Consider the following 19136-nt stretch of genomic DNA (forward strand, 5'->3'; position numbering starts at 1 on the left):
CTCCGCCAGGACCTTCGTGATCGCCGCCGTCAACGACGTCTTGCCGTGATCGACATGCCCGATCGTCCCGACATTCACATGCGGCTTCGTCCGCTCAAACTTCGCCTTCGCCATCGCTTTCCGTTCCTACTTCGTCGAGTCTGTTGCCGACGCCCCGTAAATACACCGATGCTTAACCCCACCGGCCCGATACTACGCTCGCCCCTTCATCAACCATCGGGGCCACCTGGCCGGAATCACCTGACTTGGAGCGGGTGATGGGAATCGAACCCACGTAGCCAGCTTGGAAGGCTGGAGCTCTACCATTGAGCTACACCCGCGGTTTTCCTTACGCCCTTCCCTACATCCTTGCCCGGCTTTGCCCATCCGGGGCGCCGCCGTCCGCTCGCCAGCGCGGCGCCCGTTGGTGGAGGGGGTAGGATTCGAACCTACGTAGGCGTACGCCAACGGGTTTACAGCCCGTCCCCTTTAGCCACTCGGGCACCCCTCCGAACACCGCAGCGCCCGGCGCAACGGAGTTGCGAACTATGAGGATTCGCGCTTGCTTGTCAACTTTAAAACATACGAAATCGCCACCATTCGGCGGGGATCGACACGGCCAGCCACCGAAGGCGCTTGCATCAACCATTTGTCTAGGAGAGATATTAGCCGCACACCATGAGCAAACGCAAGACGTTCCCCAAAAAGCCATCCGCGAGCAGGCCCCACGGCCACCCGGCCGCTGCGCGACCGCGCGGCGCCGGACTGCGCGACTCCAAAAGCCATGGTGGCCGCCCGAATCACCTCTCCAGCCGGCATCCGCGGGGCCAAGGTGACGGCGACGCCTATTGGCTCTATGGCAGCCATCCCGTGACGGCGGCACTCGGCAATGCGCGCCGCCATCTGTTGCGTCTGCTCTATACCGCCGAGGCGGCCACGACCGTCGAGTCGCTGACCAAGGGAATGAGTGATCGCGCCACCGGCTTGCCGGCACCCGAGCGGGTCGACCGCGATACGCTCACCCATCTTCTCCCGGAGGGTGCCGTGCATCAGGGGCTGGCGGCGTTGGTCCGGCCCCTCCCGGCGGCCGCACTCGACGAGGTCTGCGCGACCCTGCCGCCCGACGAGGGCACCGTTCTGCTGCTCGACCAAGTAACCGATCCGCACAATGTCGGCGCCATCCTCCGCTCGGCGGCCGCTTTCGGCGCCGCGGCCGTGGTCCTGACGGAGCGGAACGCCGCACCCGAGTCGGGCGCTCTCGCCAAAGCGGCCTCCGGCGCTCTCGAGCATATGCCCCTGGTCCGCGTCACCAATCTCGCCCGCGCTCTGGACGATCTGAAGCAGGCCGGATTCTGGTGCGTCGGCCTGGCGGCGGAGGCCGGCGAGACTCTCGCAGCAATTCCCCTCTCCGGCCGTGTCGCGTTGGCGCTCGGCTCCGAAGGCGCCGGCCTGCGCCGCCTCACGCGCGAGCGGTGCGATTTTCTGGCGCGCCTGCCCACTGGAGGCCCCATTGCCGATCTGAACGTCTCCAATGCGGCGGCTGTTGCGCTCTATGAGCGCGCCCGGAGCCAGCTTCAGAGCCGATCCGGCGCGCGCGGCTAAAAACTGGGCGGTGTGCAGGCGGAAACCACCTCGCACTCCTCCTCGCCGAGATTGCGAAAGCGATGCGGCAGGCGGCTGTCGAAATAATAGGCCTCCCCCGGCCCCAGCACCCGGCTCTGGTCGCCGACCGTGATCTCCAGCCGTCCGCGGATGACGACGCCGCCTTCCTCCGACTCATGGTGCAGCATCGCCTCGCCGGTGTCGGCACCCGGTGCGTAGTGCTCATGCAGGATCTGCAGCGCCCGCCCGGCGAGGTCCGGCCCGACCTGACGATAGGAGATCCGGCCGCCGGCCAGCTCGACGAGTTCGTCCGCGTTAAAGAACACGCGCGGCCTGGGCGCCGGATCGACGGCGAAGAACTCGGCGAGCGAGATCGGCAGCCCGTCCAGCACCTTCTTGAGCGAGCCGACAGATGGGCTGCTGCGGTTCTGCTCGATCAGTGAGATGATGGCGTTGCTGACGCCGGCCCGCTTCGCCAGTTCCCGCTGCGAGAGCCCATGCATCTCGCGCAGGATCCGCAGCCGCGCCCCGACGTCGAATTCCGCTCGATTCATTCTATCCTCTCACTCGGGCCGTTAAGTCTGTTTAATATATTCAACATTCACATCGTTGTTCCACTCGTTTTTGGGCCTTCCTGAATTCTTGCAACATCCCACTTGTCGACTTTTTTAAGCATGATAGGTTGGTTGACCTTCTTCGAAACCGACAAGAACCTGGCGAGCAGCCCATGCAGAGCACGACCCTCCCGACGGATTTCGACATCTCCCCGAACAATCTCGAAGCCTACTGGATGCCGTTCACGGCGAACCGGCAGTTCAAGCAGAAGCCGCGCCTGCTGGTCTCCGCCGAGGGTATGCACTACACGGCGATCGACGGCCGCCGCATCCTCGACGGCACCGCCGGGCTGTGGTGCGTGAATGCCGGCCACGGTCGCGAAAAGATCACCGAGGCGGTGCGCGCGCAGGTCGGCAAGCTCGACTACGCGCCCTCTTTCCAGCTCGGCCACCCCCTCGCCTTCGAGTTGGCCTCGCGGCTGACGACCCTCATGCCTGCCGATCTGGACCACGTATTCTTCACCAACTCCGGCTCGGAGTCGGTGGACACGGCGCTGAAGATCGCGATCGCCTATCACCGCGCCCGCGGCGAGGGTGCGCGCCAGCGCCTGATCGGCCGCGAGCGCGGCTATCACGGCGTCGGCTTCGGCGGGATCTCGGTCGGCGGCATCGTCAGCAACCGCAAGGTCTTCGGTAGCCTGCTCGCCGGCGTCGACCACCTGCCCCACACCCACAATCCGGCGAAGAACGCCTTCAGCCGCGGCCAGCCGGGCTGGGGCGCGGAGCTGGCCGATGAACTAGAGCGGATCGTCACGCTGCATGACGCCTCGACGATCGCCGCGGTGATCGTCGAGCCGGTCGCCGGCTCGACCGGCGTGCTGGTCCCGCCGAAGGGCTATCTGCAGCGACTGCGTGAGATCTGCGACCGTCACGGCATCCTGCTGATCTTCGACGAGGTGATTACCGGCTTCGGCCGCCTCGGCGCGAGCTTCGCGACCGAATATTTCGGCGTCCGGCCCGACATCATCACCACCGCCAAGGGCCTGACCAACGGCACGATCCCGATGGGCGCGGTGTTCGTCCGCAAGGGCATCTACGACGCCTTCATGGACGCGCCGGAGAACACGATCGAGCTGTTCCACGGCTATACCTATTCCGGCCATCCAGTCGCCGCGGCCGCCGGCCTCGCAACCCTCGACACCTACAAGGAGGAGGGTCTTTTCGAGCGGGCGGCGGAGCTCTCGGGCTATTGGGAGGATGCGGTCCATTCGCTGAAGGGAACGCGCAACGTCATCGACCTGCGCAACCTCGGAATCATCGCCGGCATCGAACTCGAGCCGCTCCCCGGCAAGCCGACCAAGCGGGCGTTCGACGCCTTCCAGCGCTGCTACGAGAAGGGCTTGCTGATTCGAACGACCGGAGACATCATCGCGCTATCGCCGCCGTTGATCCTGGAGAAGAGCCACATCGACCAGATCTTTGGCACTCTCGCGGAGGTGCTGCGCGACCTCGACTGATCGGCCGAAGGTTTTTCTAGACCAGCGCCCGCTCGCCGACCGGCGGGCGGACGAACCTGTTTTGATATCGCTCATTCTTGTTTTGCCATTACCGGAGTGAACCCATGCTCATTGGTGTGCCGAAGGAGATCAAGACTCACGAGTACCGCGTCGGCCTCGTGCCCGCGAGCGTTCGCGAACTAGTGCATCACGGGCACAAGGTGCTCGTCGAGACCCAGGCCGGCACCGGCATCGGCTTCGAGGACGATGCCTATCGCGCCGCCGGTGCCGAGATCGCGAAAGACGCCGCGGCGGTGTTCGCCGAGTCCGAGATGGTCATCAAGGTCAAGGAGCCGCAGCCCGGCGAATGCAAGATGCTGCGGCCGGGCCAGATCCTGTTCACCTACCTGCATCTCGCCCCCGACCCCGAGCAGACCAAGGGACTGATCGACTCCGGCTGCATCGCGATCGCTTATGAGACCGTCACGAACGCGCGCGGCGGCTTGCCGCTGCTCGGCCCCATGAGCGAGGTCGCCGGCCGGATGTCGGTGCAGGTCGGCGCCCATTGCCTGGAGAAGGAGTCCGGCGGCGCCGGCATCCTGCTCGGCGGCGTCGCGGGCGTCGCCGCGGCCCGGGTCGTGATCATCGGCGGCGGCGTCTCCGGCACCAACGCGGCGCGCATGGCGATGGGCATGGAGGCGCATGTCACGGTGATCGATCGGTCGCTCGACCGGCTGGGCGAGCTCGACAGCCAATTCGGGCCGAAGCTGAACACGATCTATTCCACCGTCGACGCGATCGAGAAGCACGTCGTCAACGCCGACCTCGTGATCGGCGCGGTGCTCGTCCCCGGCGCCGCGGCGCCGAAGCTGGTGACGCGCGAGATGGTGAAGCAGATGCGTCCCGGCTCCGTGCTCGTCGACATCGCGATCGACCAGGGCGGCTGCTTCGAGACGAGCAAGGCGACCACGCATGCCGACCCCACCTTCATCGTCGACGGCGTCGTTCATTACTGCGTCGCCAACATGCCGGGCGCGGTCGCGCGCACCTCGACCTTCGCGCTGAACAACGCCACCCTGCCCTTTGCCCTGGCGCTCGCCGACAAGGGTTACCGCCGGGCGCTGACCGAGGACAAGCATCTCCGCAACGGGCTGAACGTCCATGAAGGCCGCATCACCTACAAGGCGGTCGCCGACGCGCTGAAGCTCGACTTCACACCGGTCGAGGAGGCGCTGAGCCTCTAACCGGCCCGTCGGCTCCCGGGGCGCCGCTGCGTCATATAGAGCGCCGGTCCGTCGGGCGTTTCGATCAGCCCGACCCGGCTGAATCCCGCCTTCTCATAGGCGCGGATTGCCGCGGCATTGTGCGGGTCGGGGTCGATATGGATGCGCGCGACCTCCGGCATGGCGAAGAGTCGGGCGACCGCAAGGCGCAGGAACCGCGGACCGAGCCCGCGCCCGACGACCTCCGACTCGCCGATGAAGAGATCGACGCCATGGGTCTCCCGCGGAAGGTCGTGTCCGCTCCAGAACGGGTCGCCATCAGCGCGATAGATCTGCAGATAGCCGACCGGCCGGCCCTGCCGTTCCATCAAGAACGGCGCAACCGAATCGCCTCGCAGATGAGCTGCGATCTCTGCGATGCCAGCCTCGGCTGGATTCCACCACCGGGCGACATGCGGCGCTCCGAGCCAGCGCCGGATGAGCGGCAGGCCGGACTCGGTCAGCGCGACCAGCGCGAGGCCGCCATCCGCCCCACTATCGATCCGCTGGTCCGGTAGCTTCGATCTATGTCGCATCCGGATAACAGCATCCGCTCAAGCGTTCGGCGGACCCTTCAGTTCGAGCCTGTTGCCCTCGGGATCCTCAAGGTAGATCGACGACCCCTCGCCCTCGGCGCCGTAGCGGTCGGTGACCTCGCCGGGCGTGAGGCCATGCGCTTCGAGATGGGCGCGAATCACCGCGCTGTCGAACGGCTCGATCCGCAGGCAGAGATGGTCCATGTTGCGACCCTCCGCGCTGGGTGCTGCGCCGCCTTCCGTCCCGAGCTTGCCGGCGACGTCGACCAGGTCGATCAGCGAGCGGCCGGCCCGGAGCTGCACCAGACCCAGATCCTCCCGCCGTCGTTCGACGGCACAGCCCAGCACCGTGCCGTAGAAGCGCACCATACGCTCCACGTCCCGAACGCGGAGGACGACGTGATCGATTCCCTGAACGGTGATGGGCGCCCCGGCGGTCATCGCATCAGACGGTCCGCAGATACCACTCATATTCCAGGTTCGAGACGACCGAATGGAAGTTCCGTCGCTCGGCCCAGCGGCAGGTGCTGTAGACGCGGCAGAACTCCGCGCCGAGATAATCGGGCAGGACCTCCGCCTCGTCGAAGGCGCGCAGCGCGTCGTGCCAGGTCGTCGGCAGAGTTGAATCGACCTGCTCGTAGGCGTTGCCGGTGATCGGCGGGCCGGGATCGATGCGCTGGGCGAGGCCGTAATGCGCCCCGGCCAGGACCGCCGCCACCACGAGGTAGATGTTCGCGTCGGCGCCGGCGACCCGGTGCTCGATACGGCGCGCCATGCCGTTGCCGCTCGGAATGCGCAACGCGGTCGTCCGATTGTTATAGGCCCAGGCGGCGGCCGTTGGTGCATAGCTTCCGGTCTGGAAGCGGCGATAGGAATTGGCGTTGGGCGCAAGGATCGCCATCGATTCGCCCATCGACTCGGCCAGGCCGCCGATCCCATGGCGGAGCCGCTCGCTGCCCTGGCCCGTGCCGTCGTCGAAGACATTGCGCCCATCCTGGTCGAGCAGGCTGAAGTGAATATGCAGACCGTTGCCCGCCTGATCCGCGAAAGGCTTCGCCATGAAGGTGGCGTCGAACCCGACATCGGCCGCCACGCCCTTGATCAGCCGCTTCAGCAGAACGCCATGGTCCGCCGCCGCGAGCGCGTCGGGAACATGCTTCAGATTGATCTCATATTGCCCGGGCGCCGCCTCGGAAACCGCGGCATCGGCCGGAATTCCCTGCGCCGCAGCGGCCGTCTCGACATTGGCGAAGAACTCGTCGAACTCGCTCAGCCGCGCCATGCCGTAGGTCTGCATCGCACGCTCGCGCAGCCCCGTCATCGGCGAGACGGGCGGCCGCGGCCGGCCCTCCGGCGTGAGTTCCCGATCGATCAGGTAGAACTCGAGTTCGACGGCGACCACCGGCGTCAGGCCGTCCGCCTTGTAGCGGTCGAGCACGCGGGACAGGACCTGCCGTGGATCGGCGAAGAACGGCCGGCCGTCCTCCTCGGACATCGCCAGCAGAACCTGGCCGAGCGGCCGCTTGTGCCACGGCACAGGCTTCAGCGTGCCGGCCACCGGCCAGCAGATGCGGTCGGCATCGCCGTCTTCCCATTGCAGCCCGGCCTCCTCGACATCCGCGCCGGTGCAGTCGAGAGCGAAGATCGAGCCCGGCAGGCGCACCCCCTCCTCATAGAGCTTCAGCAGTCCCTCGCGCGCCAGCCGTTTGCCGCGGATGATTCCGGAGCTGTCGGGGACCAGCAGCTCGACGCCGGAGATCTCGGGATGTGCGGACAGGAACGCTTCGGCCTCGGCCGATGGAAGCTTCGGGCTCATGGAAATGTCATGGTTGTGAACGGTCGACGCCATCCTGCCGATCCCGCACGGGCCGTCAAGGGGCGTGACGCTCCCCCGAGGAGCCAGTAGGCCAGAGGGCCCCATCTTGCCAGAATCCGGGCCTCATGCTAGCCATAGCCTACCTTTTTCGGCGGATCCCGGCTTGGGGCGGGTGCGAAAGGGGAATCCGCGTCGCCCCTCCTTGTCCCGATCATGCTCCCCGGCCAGGCCCCAACCAGGCTTGTTGGCCGAGGGCGCCTTAGAGGGCCCGTCAACGGCGCCCGACCTGGTGCCGTTCGCCCAAACATTGAACCATGCTGGACATATGAAGCAATTGGAAGAGTGGCTGACCGAGCGGAAGATCGACGAGGTGGAATGCCTCGTCCCCGACATGGCCGGCATCGCCCGCGGCAAGATCCTGCCGGCGAACAAATTCATCAAAAGCGCCCGGGGCCACGCCCTCCGGCTACCCGAAAGCATCTTCATCCAGACCGTCACGGGTGATTATGGGGGCGACGAAGAGGGGGTCTTCGTCACCAGCCCACAGGACGTCGACGTTTATCTCCAGCCCGACGCCAGCACCGTGCGGCTGGTACCGTGGTACGACGAGCCGACCGCCCAGGTGCTGAACGACTGCTATTACGCCGATGGGTCGCCGGTCGAGATCGCCTCGCGCCACGTCCTGCGTCGCGTTCTGGAGCTTTATGACGAGCGCGGCTGGAAGCCGATCGTGGCGCCGGAGCTGGAGTTCTTCCTGGTCCAGATCAACACCGATCCGGACCTGCCGCTGGTCCCGCCGATCGGCCAGTCGGGCCGGCCAGAAAGCGGCCGCCAATCCTACGGCATCGATGCGGTCAACGAGTTCGACCCGATCTTCGAGGACGTCTACGATTTCTGTGAGGCGCAGGAGATCGACATCGACACGCTGACCCACGAATCCGGCGCCGCGCAGATGGAGATCAACTTCAACCACGGCGACCCGATGAAGCTCGCCGATCAGGCCTTTCTGTTCAAGCGCACGGTCCGTCACGCGGCGATGCGCCACCAGGTCTACGCGACCTTCATGGCGAAGCCGCTGGCCAACGAACCCGGCAGCTCCATGCATATCCACCAGTCGGTCGTCGACAAGCGCAGCGGCCGCAATCTCTTCGCCGACAGCCGCGGCCGCGATTCGGCGCTGTTCCGCGCGCATGTGGCGGGGCTGCAGCGCTATCTGCCGATGGTGATGCCGCTGCTGGCACCGAACGTGAACTCGTTCCGCCGGCTGCAGCCCCATTCCGATGCGCCGATCAACGTGCATTGGGGCGTCGACAACCGCACCGTGGGCCTGCGCGTCCCGATCTCGTCGCCGGGTGCGCGGCGCGTCGAGAACCGCCTCGCCGGCGCCGACGCGAACCCCTATCTCGCGATCGCGGCCTCGCTCGCCTGCGGCTATCTCGGCATGGCCGAGAAGCTGAAGCCGACCAAGCAGATCGAGGGCAGCGCCTACCGGCTCGCCCACACCCTGCCGCGGACGCTCTACGACGCCCTGCACAAGTTCAACGGCTGCCGACCGCTCCGGCCGGTTCTCGGCGAGAAGTTCATGCGCGCCGTCGACGCGGTGAAGAAGACCGAGCTCGACGCCTATCAGCGGGTGATCAGCTCCTGGGAGCGGGAGCACCTTCTCTTGAACGTTTAGCGTCCCGTCGCGAACGCTTGATTCCCAAGCGTTCGCGTGAACGGGCCGCAAATTTTGAATTGTCGTGTGATTCAGCTTCTAACGCTTGAATCAAGCGTTGGAACCATCACACGAGCCTGTGCTAGACTGCGTTCATGGTTCGGACAAACTGCAACCAGGGGGCGCAACGCGCCCTCGGCCTCTTCGCAGGCCCGGCCGGGTCGGTACGGCGCCATGAGCGCCGCTGCTCGGCCTTGTCGCTTCGCGCCGAACTAATGATCCTCTGCGCCCGGATCGGCTTCAATCCCTGATCACCCCTGATCGACGCGCGGCTGCGCCGCCCTAGTGGTATGCCATGGGCGGTCGCGGCCGCATCCCCTATTGCGCCGTTCCACATTGTCACTTCAGGGAGCACAATCATGCCGCAGACTGCCGTTCGCAACAGCACCGCCGAGTGGCGGGCCATCGATACCCGGCACCATCTCCATCCGTTCACCCACTACCAGGACTTGGCCGAGGAAGGCAGCCGCATCATCACGCGCGCCGACGGCGCCTATTTCTGGGACTCCGAGGGCAAGCGCGTCCTCGACGGCATGGCCGGGCTGTGGTGCGTGAATATCGGCTACGGCCGCAAGGAGCTGGCCGAGGCGGCCTATCGCCAGATGCTGGAGCTGCCCTACTACAACACCTTCTTCAAGACCGCGACGCCGCCCTCCATCGAACTGTCTGAGATTCTCGTCGGCCTGACGCCGGAAGGCCTCAACCGCGTCTTCTACGGCAGCTCCGGCTCGGACGCGAACGACTCGATCGTCCGCATGGTCCGGCATTTCTGGAATCTGCAGGGCAAGCCGGGCAAGAAGACCTTCATCAGCCGCGAATACGGTTATCACGGCAGCACCATGGCGTCGGCAAGCCTCGGCGGGATGTCGGCGATGCATAGCCAAGCCGATCTGCCGCTGCCCGGTTTCGTCCATGTCATGCCGCCGTACTGGTACGCGATGGGCGGCGACCTGTCGCCGGCCGAGTTCGGCCGCAAGGCGGCGGAGGCCCTGGAGCAGCGCATCCTCGAGCTCGGCCCGGACAATGTCGCCGCCTTCATCGGCGAACCGATTCAGGGTGCCGGCGGCGTCCTGGTGCCGCCGGAGACTTACTGGCCGGAAGTGCAGCGCATCTGCAAGCAGTACGATCTGCTGCTGATCGCCGACGAGGTGATCTGCGGCTTCGGCCGGACCGGCCGCTGGTTCGGCAGCGAGCTTTTCGACATCAAGCCGGACTTCATGACTTTGGCGAAGGGCATCACCTCGGGCTATCTGCCGCTCTCCGCCGTGATGGTCGGCGACCGCGTCGCCGAGACGCTGATCGAAAAGGGCGGCGAGTTCCACCACGGCTACACCTATTCAGGCCACCCGGTCGCCTGCGCCGTCGCGATCGAGAACATCCGCATCATGAAGGAGGAAGGGCTGATCGATCGGGTGCAGACTGAGACCGGCCCCTATCTCGCGCAGCGGATGAAGGAGCTTGAGGCTCACCCGCTGGTCGGCGAGGTGCGCTGCGTCGGCTTCATCGGCGCGATCGAGCTGGTCAAGGACAAGGCGAAGCGGCAGCTCTTCGACCCGGCCGACGAGGTCGGGGTGAAGTGCCGCGATCACTGCATCGAGCAGGGCATCATCATGCGTGCGGTCCGCGACGCGCTGGTGTTCTCCCCGCCGCTGATCTGGACCCGCGAGCATATCGACGAGTTCGTCGACGGGGTGCGCAAGGCGTTGGACCTGACGCTCGCCGACATCGGTGGGAAGTAGGCCGGAAACAGCTCCGGCCTCTCTCACCTACCGTCTCTTCCCTCCCCTCGCCATGCGGGGGGAGGGCCCTCGAACAGAAATCTTCCTCCGCCGTCGCCCGTGGGCTTGAAGCACGTTGCCGCCGACCTTTATTCTCGGGCGGTATTTGTCGCGAGTCCGGAAAAGGATCGAGCATGGCTCAGGTAACGGTGGCGGCTACGCAGTTCGCCTGTGGTCCGAAAGTCGCGGAGAACGTCGCAAAGGCGGAGCAGATGGTCCGCGACGCGGCGGCCAAGGGCGCCCAGGTCATCCTGCTGCAGGAGCTGTTCGAAACCCCTTACTTCTGCAAGGACCAGAAGCAGGAGATGTTCGCGCTTGCCCACCCGATGAAGGACCACCCGACACTGCGGCGCATGAGCCGTCTGGCGAGCGAGCTGGAGGTGGTTCTGCCGGTCAGCTTCTTCGAGCGTGCAAACAATGCCTATTACAACTCGCTGATGGTCTTCGATGCCAATGGCGAGGCGCTCGGTCATTACCGCAAGTCGCATATTCCCGACGGGCCGGGCTATCAGGAGAAGTACTATTTCAATCCCGGCGACACGGGCTTCCGCGTCTGGGACACGAAGTACGCTATGATCGGGATCGGCATCTGCTGGGACCAATGGTTTCCGGAATGTGCCCGCGCCATGGCCCTTCAGGGCGCCGAGATCCTGTTTTACCCGACCGCGATCGGCTCCGAGCCGCAAGATCCGACGATCAACAGCCGCGATCACTGGCAGCGGGTGATGCAGGGCCATGCCGGCGCCAATATGACGCCGCTCGTCGCCTCGAACCGGATCGGGCTCGAGAAGGGCGAAAGCTGCAGCCTGACTTTCTACGGCTCTTCCTTCATCGCTGGCCCGCATGGCGAGAAGGTGGCTGAGGCCGGCGAGGATGAAGATGCGGTGCTGACCGCGACCTTCGATCTCGACCGCATCCGCGCGATGCGCGCCTCGTGGGGCTTCTTCCGCGATCGGCGGCCGGAACTCTACACGCCGCTCCTGACGCTTGACGGCAATAGCTGGGCCGACTGACCGGACGGCTCAACCGGCCGTGTGACCGCCATCCACTGCGAGGGTCGCGCCGGTGATGTAGCTGGCGTCATCGGATGCGAGGAAGACGACCGATTTCGCGATCTCCTCCGGCGTCGCCACCCGGCCCATCGGCACCGCCGCGCCGAGTTGCGCCAGTCCCTCGTCGCGACCGACGCCGCGCAGCGCAATCGCGCTGTCGAGCATCGGCGTTGCCGTATCGCCCGGGCAGACCGCGTTGACGCGGATCCCGTCCGGGGCATGATCGAGCGCCAGCGATTTCGTGATCTGCACGACGGCGCCCTTGCTGGCACAATAGGCGAGCGCGTTCCGCCCGCCGACGAGCCCCCAATCGGAGGCGATATTGACGATCGCGCCGCCGCCCTGTCGCTTCATCTCGCGGACAGCCGCGCGGCTCAGATAGAAGACGGCATGCAGGTTGACCGCCATGGTTCGGTGCCATTCTTCATCGCTGCAACGGTCGATCGTTCCGCGAAACAGCAGGCCGGCATTGTTCACCAGGATGTCCAACCGGCCGAACCGCTCCAGTGTCGCAGCGACGAGTCGCTCCGCAAAGCCGGGCTCGGCGAGATCGCCGGCGAGGAAGGTCGCTTGGCCGCCGCTCTCCTCGACCCGTCGACGCACGGCCTCGCCCCGCTGCGCCGAACGGCCGGACAGCATCTGAATCGCGCCTTCTGTCGCCATGGCCGCCGCGATCGCCGCGCCAATTCCAGAAGTGGCACCGGTGACCAGGACGATCTTTCCGTCGAGTTTCACGATCCCTGCCTCCAAAGAAAAACGGGGACGCGCCCGTTCGCCTCCCCGTCCAGCTTGACCGACGGTCGAGCCGCAACCGCACGTACCAGTGTGTCTCCCGCGAGCGGCGCGGCTTCTACGCGAAGCGAGGCTGGATCCAGATCGAGGAGGACGTCGGGGAAGACCGTCTCACGGTGCTGCTGAGAGACGCGTAGGTCAAGGCCTTTCCGACGCCGGTCACCCATCATGGACGCCATGGCGAGCCATTGTCCTCCTGGGAGCGTGTGAAAAGACTCAAGAAAATGGAAAACGTTCAAGAATAGACATGTCCGTGTGAGAACCCTCAACTGGACCCTGGCCCGGCACATGGGAGCGCACCCTGACAAGGATGGCCGATCCACAGTGGTGCTGAAAGACGCGGGCGGGTGATCGCTGTTCTCTGGTTTCAGCACTGTCCCGCTTTCTTCGAAATGGCCTTCGAGAGACTGCCAGCCCGACTGCGGCGGCCAGATCGGGATGGGAGAATGATGTCGCTCCGGATCCGGCTCGGCCATCACTGTCCACCATGACTCGTCACCCAGACATCTGCCCCAACTCCGATCTGGTCATCTTCGACTGCAGTGGCGTACTCGTCGATAGAGAGCTCATCGCCTGCCGCACGGATGCGGCGTGCTTGACCGAGATCGGCATTTCCATCTCGGCGGAAGAGATCATGGACCGATATCTCGGCCTCAGTACGACGGCGATGTTCGCGGACCTTGAGATCCGCTACGGCCGGAAATTGCCAGCGGACCTCGGGGACACGCTTCGGCATCGAACGGCGGCGGCGTTCAGGTCCGAGCTCAAGGCGACGGCCGGGATCGAGGCGGCTCTCGACATGCTGGCGTGCAAGGCTTGCGTCGCTTCGAGCAACGGGCCCGCGCGGCTGCGGCATTCGCTGTCGGTCTCGGCCTGCTTCGCCGCTTGGATCCGCACATTTTCAGTGCGGCGCAGGTTCCGCGCGGCAATCCGGCGCCGGATCTGGTCTTGTTCGCCGCCCGCCGCATGGGTACAGCGCCGCAAGCGTGCTTGGTGATCGAGGGCAGCGTGGCTGGAGCTCAAGCGGCGGTCGCCGCCGAGATGCGGGTCCTTGGATTCGCGGGCGGAGGCCACTGTCGGCCCGGACATGCCGAGCGCCTGCGCGCCGCTGGCGCGGCCCCCACCTTCGCGCACATGCAGCATCTCGCCGATCTGACGACGAACTACCCGCCAAGCGCCGTACCGCGCGCAAGTGCTCCTTGCAACGACGTGGCGCACGATCCCCGTATGGGGATATCTCCGATGCATTCGAACGTGCGATCCCTCCAATCCGGGGAGCCGATAGACAGGGGGAAGTCGCATGATCGAGATTCGAGGAATGACTGCGTCGACCATCGCGACTGCGACCGGAACGGCCCGACAGTCCGAACTCACGACCCTGGTCCTACGGAGCGCCGGAGGCGCCCCATGGTGACCACTCATCCGGGCGTCCATGAGCGTGCGGCCAACGGCGCGCCGCCGTGGGCGGCATCGACTGTCTCGCCTCGCGCTCCCGCAGCTTGATGACTTACCCAGGACAGGCTTATTACAATAAATTCGGTAGCATTAATCTTGTATTGCGCATGTTTCAGTGGTTCATTGAAATGCATTTTACATAATTTATCAGGGATCAACTGTCCGTCGCACGAGGCGGTTTGAATGGAGGACACATGCAAGCACTTCGTTGCGTGGCGGTTGCGCTCACGCTGGCCTGCGCGCCTGTCGCGGCATCCGCCGCGCCCATCGCTTACGCCGTGGAGTTCGACGGCTCGGTATCAGGTAGCCCGGGAACCGGGTCGTTCCTCTATGACGCGGATTCGGGGGTCATGACCGACTTCGTCTGGGACTTCGGCGCCGGGCGGACTGGCGGTTTGGATAACAGCCTGTTTCTGCTTAGCATCCCTGTTCCGTCTGGCGACCAACAGTTGATTGGACATGTGCTCTATTCGTTCATGGCCGGGAGCACGGCCTTTGAGGGCTTTCTGAACGACACCACCAATTTCGGTTCATTTCCCGAGGCCGTCAGGTTTTGCTCGATTGGCCGTCACATAGATTGCGGCGTGGCTGATGACGCGGGAGCCCCGACCTATCGATTTGCCGAGGGCGAGGACCTATTCCGCGGCATTGTCAGCTTGACACAGGCAACGACCGTCCCGGAGCCGGCAACAATCGCGCTGCTCGGAATTGGCCTCGCAGGTCTTAGACTGATCGCACGGCGCAGAGCCGAACAGCCGTAAGGCGGGTCACCCGCTCCGCGCCGCAGCCATGACGCCGCTTCTCAAACCGGATCGACGGCGGGACACCGATCTCTGCGGCGTTCGCCGCCGATCCGGGAAGCGCACAGCGCCCGTGCGTGGAGGGTGACGGCGATGGTGCGGCGGCCCTCGAACGAGGACGACTCGCCGCGACGGCAGCCACGCTCGACCGGATCGACGTCGGCATCATCCTCGTCGACGCGGGGCTGCGCGTTCAAGCGGTCAACCGCATGGCCGAGGCGATCCTGCGCGCCAACGACGGGCTTCACCTGCGCAACGGTCGCCTGAGCGTGTCGGTGCCTGCCAAGGACCGGGTGCTGGAGGCACTGGTCCGGCGCACGATCTTGACGGCGCAGGGCTAGGCCATGCAGCCCGGCGCCTCCGTCGCGGTCTCGCGGCCGTCGCTCGGGCGGCTGCTCTCGGCTCCTCGTCGTGCCGTTGCCGGAGGCGACTGGCGGCAGCCGCCCGAGGTTCCTTCTTTGACCCTAAGCGCCGACGTTGATCCAGGTGGTCTTCAGCTCGGTGTACTTGTCCATCGCGTGCAGCGACTTGTCACGGCCGAAGCCGGACTGCTTGAAGCCGCCGAACGGCGAGGTGATGTCGCCGGCGTCGAAGCAATTGACCCATACGACCCCGGCACGCAGCGCGCGGGCGGCCTTGTGCGCCTTGGTGATGTCGCGCGTCCACACGGCGGCCGCCAAGCCGTAGATCGTGTCGTTGCCGATCCGGATCGCCTCGTCGGCATCCTTGAAGCTGATGGTCGACAGAACCGGGCCGAAGATCTCCTCCTGGGCAATCTTCATCTTGTTGTCGACCTCGTCGAACAGGGTCGGCTCGATGAAGAAGCCGCCCTTATCGGTGTTCACCCGGCCGCCGCCCATCCGCAGCTTGGCGCCCTCGCCCTTGCCGGCCTCGATATAGCCGAGCACCCGCTCCATCTGCGTCTTGTCGACGATCGCGCCCATCCGGGTCTTGGGGTCAAGCGGATCGCCAGGCCGCAGCTTCTCGGCGACCGCCATCACCTTCTCGATCACTTGGTCCTTGATCGACTCCTCGACGATCAGCCGCGAGCCGGCGTTGCAGACTTCGCCCTGGTTGAAGAAGATGCCCCAGGCCGCGGCGGTGGCCGCGGCGTCGAGGTCCGGCGCGTCGGCCATGATGATGTTCGGTGTCTTGCCACCGCACTCGAGCGACACGCGCTTCATATTTGATTCGCCGGAATATTTCAGGAAATACTTCCCGACCTCGGCGGACCCGGTGAAGGTGACGCAGTCGACGTCCATATGGCGGCCGATCGCCTGCCCTGCGGTTTCGCCGAAGCCCGGCACGACGTTGAACACGCCGTCGGGAATGCCTGCCTCCGCCGCGAGCTCGGCGATGCGGATGGCGGTCAGCGGCGACTGCTCGGCGGGCTTCAGCACCATGCTGTTGCCGGTGGCGAGCGCCGGGCCGATCTTCCAGGCCGCCATCATCAGCGGGAAGTTCCACGGCACCACGGCGCCGACGACACCGACCGGCTCGCGCCGGATCATGGCCACCGCCTCGGGTCCGGTCGGCGCGATCTCGTCATAGATCTTGTCGAGCGCCTCGCCGTACCAGCGGATGCAGTTGGCCGAGCCCGGGATGTCGATGCTCGAGCTGTCGCGGATCGGCTTGCCCATGTCGAGCGTCTCGAGCAACGCCAGCTCGGTCCCATGCTTCTCGATAAGATCGGCGAACTTCTGCAGAATCTTCTTCCGCTTGGCCGGCGCCATCTGCGACCAGCTGCCCTTCTCAAAGGCGGTGCGCGCGGCCTTGACGGCGCGATCGATATCCGCCTTGTCGCCGGCCGCGACTTTGGTCAGAACCTCGCCGGTCGCGGGATTGATGCAGTCGAAGGTTTCGCCCGATGCGGCGTCGACATATTTCCCGTCGATGAAGGCCTGATTGCGGTAGGAAAGGCTGGAGGCCTGAGACTTCCAGGCGTCGAGGGACAACGCAGCAGACATCAATGTTCTCCCGGTCTGATGATTCTTGGGATGTTTGATTGCGGCTATAGTGATGGACTGTAGCGTCCGCTCAGCGGCCGGGCAAGGCGGAACCCGGACAGAATATGGGGGCGTCAGCCGCCCGGCAACTCGCCCCCACGCGGCCCATAGAAAATGACCCAGACGGTCAAATCGCCGGTGAAGTTCTCGAACCGATGGACCGCGCCGGCCGGCGCGAACAGGAGGTCGCCCGGCCCGAAATCGAAGCGGTCGTCGCGGCAGACGAACTCGCCGCTGCCATGCATCACGACATAGACCTCGTCGCGGTCGTGCGGCTTCTGCGGGTCGCTACCCCGCGGCGCGTACAGCTCGACAGTCAAGCTGCCGCGTTCGAAGGCGACCGCGAAGCGCTCGCCGTTCGGCCTAGGGAGGCGGCCCAGCAGGTCAGCGACGGTCGCTCGTCGTCCACCGTCTGCCATGGCCGCCTCCCTTCATATTTGCCCGCGTTTAGAACAGGCCTTCGACCTGCCCGCTTTCATTGACGCGGATGCTGTTCGCCGCCGGTACGCGCGGCAAGCCGGGCATGGTCATGATCTCGCCGCAGATCACGACCAGGAACTCGGCCCCGGCCGACAGCCGAACCTCGCGGACCGGGACGACATGGTTGCTCGGCGCGCCCTTCAGGTTCGGATCGGTCGAGAAGCTGTACTGGGTCTTGGCCATGCAGATCGGGAAATGCCCGAATCCGGCCTTCTGCAGCTCGGCGAACTGATCGCGCACCTTCTTATCGGCGACGATGCCCTGAGCGCCATAGAGATGCTGGGCAATGGTGCGCACCTTGTCCCACAGCGGCATGTCGTCCGGATAGAGGGTGCGGAACCCGCCGCCGTCCGTCTCCGTCAGCTCGACGACCTTGCGCGCGAGCTTCTCCGTGCCGGCGCCGCCGTCGGCCCAGTGCGTGCACTCGATCGCCTCGGTGCCGAGCTCGGCGCAGAGCTGGCGCACCGCGTCCAACTCGGCATCCGTATCGGCCGAGAAGCGGTTGATGGCAACCACTGCCGGAACGCCGAAGCTGCGCACGTTCTCAACATGGCGGGCCAGGTTCGTCATGCCTTTCTTCAGGGCTTCGACGTTCTCCTTGCCCAAGTCTTCCTTCGTCACGCCGCCATGCATCTTCAGCGCCCGGATAGTCGCGACGATCACCGCCGCCCGCGGGCTGAGACCCGCCTTGCGGCATTTGATGTCGAAGAACTTCTCGGCGCCCAGATCAGCACCGAAGCCCGCCTCGGTCACGACATAGTCCGCCAGCTTCAACGCAGTCTTCGTCGCGATGACCGAGTTGCAGCCGTGAGCTATGTTGGCGAAGGGGCCGCCATGAATGAAGGCCGGGTTATTCTCCAGCGTCTGCACCAGGTTCGGCATCAGCGCGTCCTTGAGCAGCACGGTCATCGCGCCCTGGGCCTTCAGGTCGCGGGCGTAGACTGGCTTGCGGTCGCGGGTGTAGCCGACGATGATGTTGCCGAGCCGCCGGGTCAGGTCATCGAGGTCGGTGGCGAGGCAGAAGATCGCCATCACCTCCGAGGCCACGGTGATGTCGAAGCCGTCCTCGCGCGGGAAGCCGTTCGAGATGCCGCCCAACGAGTTGGTGATCACCCGCAGCGCCCGGTCGTTCATGTCGACGACGCGGCGCCACGTGATCCGCCGCTGGTCGATGCCCAGCTCGTTGCCCCAGTAAATGTGATTGTCGATCAGCGCCGCGAGCAGGTTGTTGGCCGTGCCGATCGCATGGAAGTCGCCGGTGAAGTGCATGTTGATGTCTTCCATCGGCACGACCTGGGCATAGCCGCCGCCGGCGGCGCCGCCCTTCATGCCGAAGCACGGCCCGAGGCTCGGCTCGCGCAGGCAGATCATCGTCTTCTTGCCGATCCGGTTCAGCCCGTCGCCGAGGCCCACGGTCGTCGTCGTCTTGCCCTCGCCCGCCGGCGTCGGCGTGATCGCCGTCACCAGGATGAGCTTGCCGTCAGGCTTCGACTGAAGATTATTGACGAAATCAAAGGACAGCTTCGCCTTGGTCGGACCGTAGCGGTACAGATCCTTTTCGGGGATACCGAGGGCGGCCGCCACCTTCTCGATCGGCTGCATCTCCGCCGCGCGAGCAATCTCGATATCGCTTCCGACCTTCTTCGCCATCCGTTGCTTCTCCCTCATTTTTCATTCGCTGCCGGAGCCGCCCGACATACGGTCCCGGTGTGTTTGCCAAAAAACGGAAGCAGGCGCAACCGCCACGCCACCCCCCGACCGGCCGTCAAGGCGTTTGCGAGGCGTTTGCGGCCACACCTGCCTGCGACGAA

General features: G+C 65.4%; 19 protein-coding genes and 2 tRNA genes. 10 read left to right on the forward strand and 11 right to left on the reverse strand.

Annotation, left to right across the window (positions count from 1 at the left end; genetic code table 11):
- The 3 genes from DT069_RS21375 to DT069_RS21385 all read right to left on the reverse strand — a co-directional run.
- A partial coding sequence (locus DT069_RS21375) for a GTP-binding protein (RefSeq protein ID WP_162913343.1) occupies positions 1–114 on the reverse strand: 114 nt, incomplete at its 3' end.
- Positions 115–246: 132 nt separating this feature from the next.
- Positions 247–320: transfer RNA gene (locus DT069_RS21380), tRNA-Gly, on the reverse strand.
- Between the two features lie 84 nt (positions 321–404).
- Positions 405–490 (reverse strand) — tRNA-Tyr (locus tag DT069_RS21385).
- Positions 491–657: 167 nt separating this feature from the next.
- Here DT069_RS21385 and rlmB point away from each other — a divergent pair.
- On the forward strand, positions 658–1581 hold the full coding sequence (gene rlmB, locus DT069_RS21390; RefSeq protein ID WP_119462377.1) for a 23S rRNA (guanosine(2251)-2'-O)-methyltransferase RlmB: 924 nt from the start codon (positions 658–660) through the stop codon (positions 1579–1581).
- Here rlmB and DT069_RS21395 read toward each other — a convergent pair.
- A complete protein-coding gene (locus tag DT069_RS21395; protein ID WP_119462378.1) occupies positions 1578–2135 on the reverse strand; it encodes a cupin domain-containing protein in 558 nt (185 codons plus the stop codon). The genes rlmB and DT069_RS21395 overlap by 4 nt on opposite strands.
- A 173-nt stretch (positions 2136–2308) precedes the next feature.
- Between DT069_RS21395 and aptA the strand changes: the two genes are divergently transcribed.
- Both aptA and ald read left to right on the forward strand, forming a co-directional pair.
- Entirely contained in the window at positions 2309–3652 is a 1344-nt protein-coding gene (aptA, locus tag DT069_RS21400) for an omega-aminotransferase AptA (protein WP_119462379.1), read from the forward strand.
- A 104-nt stretch (positions 3653–3756) separates the two neighbouring features.
- Entirely contained in the window at positions 3757–4875 is a 1119-nt protein-coding gene (gene ald, locus DT069_RS21405; protein WP_119462380.1) for an alanine dehydrogenase, read from the forward strand.
- Here ald and DT069_RS21410 read toward each other — a convergent pair.
- Genes DT069_RS21410 through DT069_RS21420 form a run of 3 tightly spaced genes read right to left on the reverse strand, consistent with a single transcriptional unit; the run spans position 4872 to position 7278 of the window.
- On the reverse strand, positions 4872–5429 hold the full coding sequence (locus DT069_RS21410; protein WP_119462381.1) for a GNAT family N-acetyltransferase: 558 nt from the start codon (positions 5427–5429) through the stop codon (positions 4872–4874). The genes ald and DT069_RS21410 overlap by 4 nt on opposite strands.
- 18 nt (positions 5430–5447) lie before the next feature.
- Positions 5448–5870 (reverse strand): VOC family protein, encoded by a 423-nt coding sequence (locus tag DT069_RS21415; protein WP_119462382.1) that lies wholly within the window; start codon positions 5868–5870, stop codon positions 5448–5450.
- A 4-nt stretch (positions 5871–5874) separates the two neighbouring features.
- A complete protein-coding gene (locus DT069_RS21420) occupies positions 5875–7278 on the reverse strand; it encodes a glutamine synthetase family protein (protein WP_425450451.1) in 1404 nt (467 codons plus the stop codon).
- A gap of 292 nt (positions 7279–7570) precedes the next feature.
- On the opposite strand from DT069_RS21420, the gene DT069_RS21425 reads away from it, so the two are divergent.
- The 3 genes from DT069_RS21425 (at position 7571) to aguB (ending at position 11753) form a co-directional block, all read left to right on the forward strand.
- Positions 7571–8923 (forward strand): glutamine synthetase family protein, encoded by a 1353-nt coding sequence (locus DT069_RS21425; protein WP_119462383.1) that lies wholly within the window; start codon positions 7571–7573, stop codon positions 8921–8923.
- A 398-nt stretch (positions 8924–9321) separates the two neighbouring features.
- Positions 9322–10701: an aspartate aminotransferase family protein gene (locus DT069_RS21430; protein WP_119462384.1), complete on the forward strand. Its 1380-nt coding sequence runs from the start codon at positions 9322–9324 to the stop codon at positions 10699–10701.
- 173 nt (positions 10702–10874) lie between these two features.
- Complete coding sequence (aguB, locus tag DT069_RS21435) at positions 10875–11753, forward strand: N-carbamoylputrescine amidase (protein WP_119462385.1); 879 nt, start codon at positions 10875–10877, stop codon at positions 11751–11753.
- A 9-nt stretch (positions 11754–11762) separates the two neighbouring features.
- Here the strand turns inward: aguB and DT069_RS21440 are convergent, their stop codons facing one another.
- On the reverse strand, positions 11763–12527 hold the full coding sequence (locus tag DT069_RS21440; RefSeq protein WP_119462386.1) for an SDR family NAD(P)-dependent oxidoreductase: 765 nt from the start codon (positions 12525–12527) through the stop codon (positions 11763–11765).
- A 544-nt stretch (positions 12528–13071) separates the two neighbouring features.
- Between DT069_RS21440 and DT069_RS21450 the strand changes: the two genes are divergently transcribed.
- From DT069_RS21450 to DT069_RS21460, 4 genes are all read left to right on the forward strand, one after another.
- A complete protein-coding gene (locus DT069_RS21450) occupies positions 13072–13581 on the forward strand; it encodes an HAD hydrolase-like protein (RefSeq protein ID WP_425450459.1) in 510 nt (169 codons plus the stop codon).
- On the forward strand, positions 13470–14087 hold the full coding sequence (locus DT069_RS25090; RefSeq protein ID WP_425450458.1) for an HAD family hydrolase: 618 nt from the start codon (positions 13470–13472) through the stop codon (positions 14085–14087). The genes DT069_RS21450 and DT069_RS25090 overlap by 112 nt, the downstream gene beginning before the upstream one ends.
- Before the next feature lie 146 nt (positions 14088–14233).
- Positions 14234–14800: a PEP-CTERM sorting domain-containing protein gene (locus DT069_RS21455; RefSeq protein ID WP_119462388.1), complete on the forward strand. Its 567-nt coding sequence runs from the start codon at positions 14234–14236 to the stop codon at positions 14798–14800.
- Between the two features lie 116 nt (positions 14801–14916).
- Positions 14917–15180 (forward strand): hypothetical protein, encoded by a 264-nt coding sequence (locus tag DT069_RS21460; protein WP_119462389.1) that lies wholly within the window; start codon positions 14917–14919, stop codon positions 15178–15180.
- A 123-nt stretch (positions 15181–15303) separates the two neighbouring features.
- Here the strand turns inward: DT069_RS21460 and DT069_RS21465 are convergent, their stop codons facing one another.
- From DT069_RS21465 to DT069_RS21475, 3 genes are all read right to left on the reverse strand, one after another.
- Positions 15304–16806 (reverse strand): aldehyde dehydrogenase, encoded by a 1503-nt coding sequence (locus DT069_RS21465; RefSeq protein WP_119462390.1) that lies wholly within the window; start codon positions 16804–16806, stop codon positions 15304–15306.
- A 113-nt stretch (positions 16807–16919) separates the two neighbouring features.
- The gene (locus DT069_RS21470) at positions 16920–17264 is read right to left on the reverse strand and encodes a cupin domain-containing protein (RefSeq protein WP_119462391.1); all 345 of its coding nucleotides are present in this window, start codon (positions 17262–17264) and stop codon (positions 16920–16922) included.
- A 28-nt stretch (positions 17265–17292) separates the two neighbouring features.
- On the reverse strand, positions 17293–18975 hold the full coding sequence (locus tag DT069_RS21475; RefSeq protein ID WP_119462392.1) for a formate--tetrahydrofolate ligase: 1683 nt from the start codon (positions 18973–18975) through the stop codon (positions 17293–17295).
- Positions 18976–19136: the final 161 nt, after the last annotated feature.

This window comes from Virgifigura deserti (assembly GCA_003576685.1).
GTDB lineage: Bacteria > Pseudomonadota > Alphaproteobacteria > Dongiales > Dongiaceae > Virgifigura > Virgifigura deserti.

Bases quoted from the DNA above. Each gene is read 5' to 3' on its own strand.
- DT069_RS21475 (WP_119462392.1), bottom strand. From the start codon at position 18,975: ATGGCGAAGAAGGTCGGAAGCGATATCGAGATTGCTCGCGCGGCGGAG.
- DT069_RS21425 (WP_119462383.1), top strand. From the start codon at position 7,571: ATGAAGCAATTGGAAGAGTGGCTGACCGAGCGGAAGATCGACGAGGTG.
- DT069_RS21420 (WP_425450451.1), bottom strand. From the start codon at position 7,278: ATGGCGTCGACCGTTCACAACCATGACATTTCCATGAGCCCGAAGCTT.
- DT069_RS21430 (WP_119462384.1), top strand. From the start codon at position 9,322: ATGCCGCAGACTGCCGTTCGCAACAGCACCGCCGAGTGGCGGGCCATC.
- DT069_RS21410 (WP_119462381.1), bottom strand. From the start codon at position 5,429: ATGCGACATAGATCGAAGCTACCGGACCAGCGGATCGATAGTGGGGCG.
- ald (WP_119462380.1), top strand. From the start codon at position 3,757: ATGCTCATTGGTGTGCCGAAGGAGATCAAGACTCACGAGTACCGCGTC.
- aguB (WP_119462385.1), top strand. From the start codon at position 10,875: ATGGCTCAGGTAACGGTGGCGGCTACGCAGTTCGCCTGTGGTCCGAAA.
- rlmB (WP_119462377.1), top strand. From the start codon at position 658: ATGAGCAAACGCAAGACGTTCCCCAAAAAGCCATCCGCGAGCAGGCCC.
- DT069_RS21415 (WP_119462382.1), bottom strand. From the start codon at position 5,870: ATGACCGCCGGGGCGCCCATCACCGTTCAGGGAATCGATCACGTCGTC.
- DT069_RS21465 (WP_119462390.1), bottom strand. From the start codon at position 16,806: ATGTCTGCTGCGTTGTCCCTCGACGCCTGGAAGTCTCAGGCCTCCAGC.
- DT069_RS21450 (WP_425450459.1), top strand. From the start codon at position 13,072: ATGACTCGTCACCCAGACATCTGCCCCAACTCCGATCTGGTCATCTTC.
- DT069_RS21455 (WP_119462388.1), top strand. From the start codon at position 14,234: ATGCAAGCACTTCGTTGCGTGGCGGTTGCGCTCACGCTGGCCTGCGCG.
- DT069_RS21395 (WP_119462378.1), bottom strand. From the start codon at position 2,135: ATGAATCGAGCGGAATTCGACGTCGGGGCGCGGCTGCGGATCCTGCGC.
- DT069_RS21470 (WP_119462391.1), bottom strand. From the start codon at position 17,264: ATGGCAGACGGTGGACGACGAGCGACCGTCGCTGACCTGCTGGGCCGC.
- aptA (WP_119462379.1), top strand. From the start codon at position 2,309: ATGCAGAGCACGACCCTCCCGACGGATTTCGACATCTCCCCGAACAAT.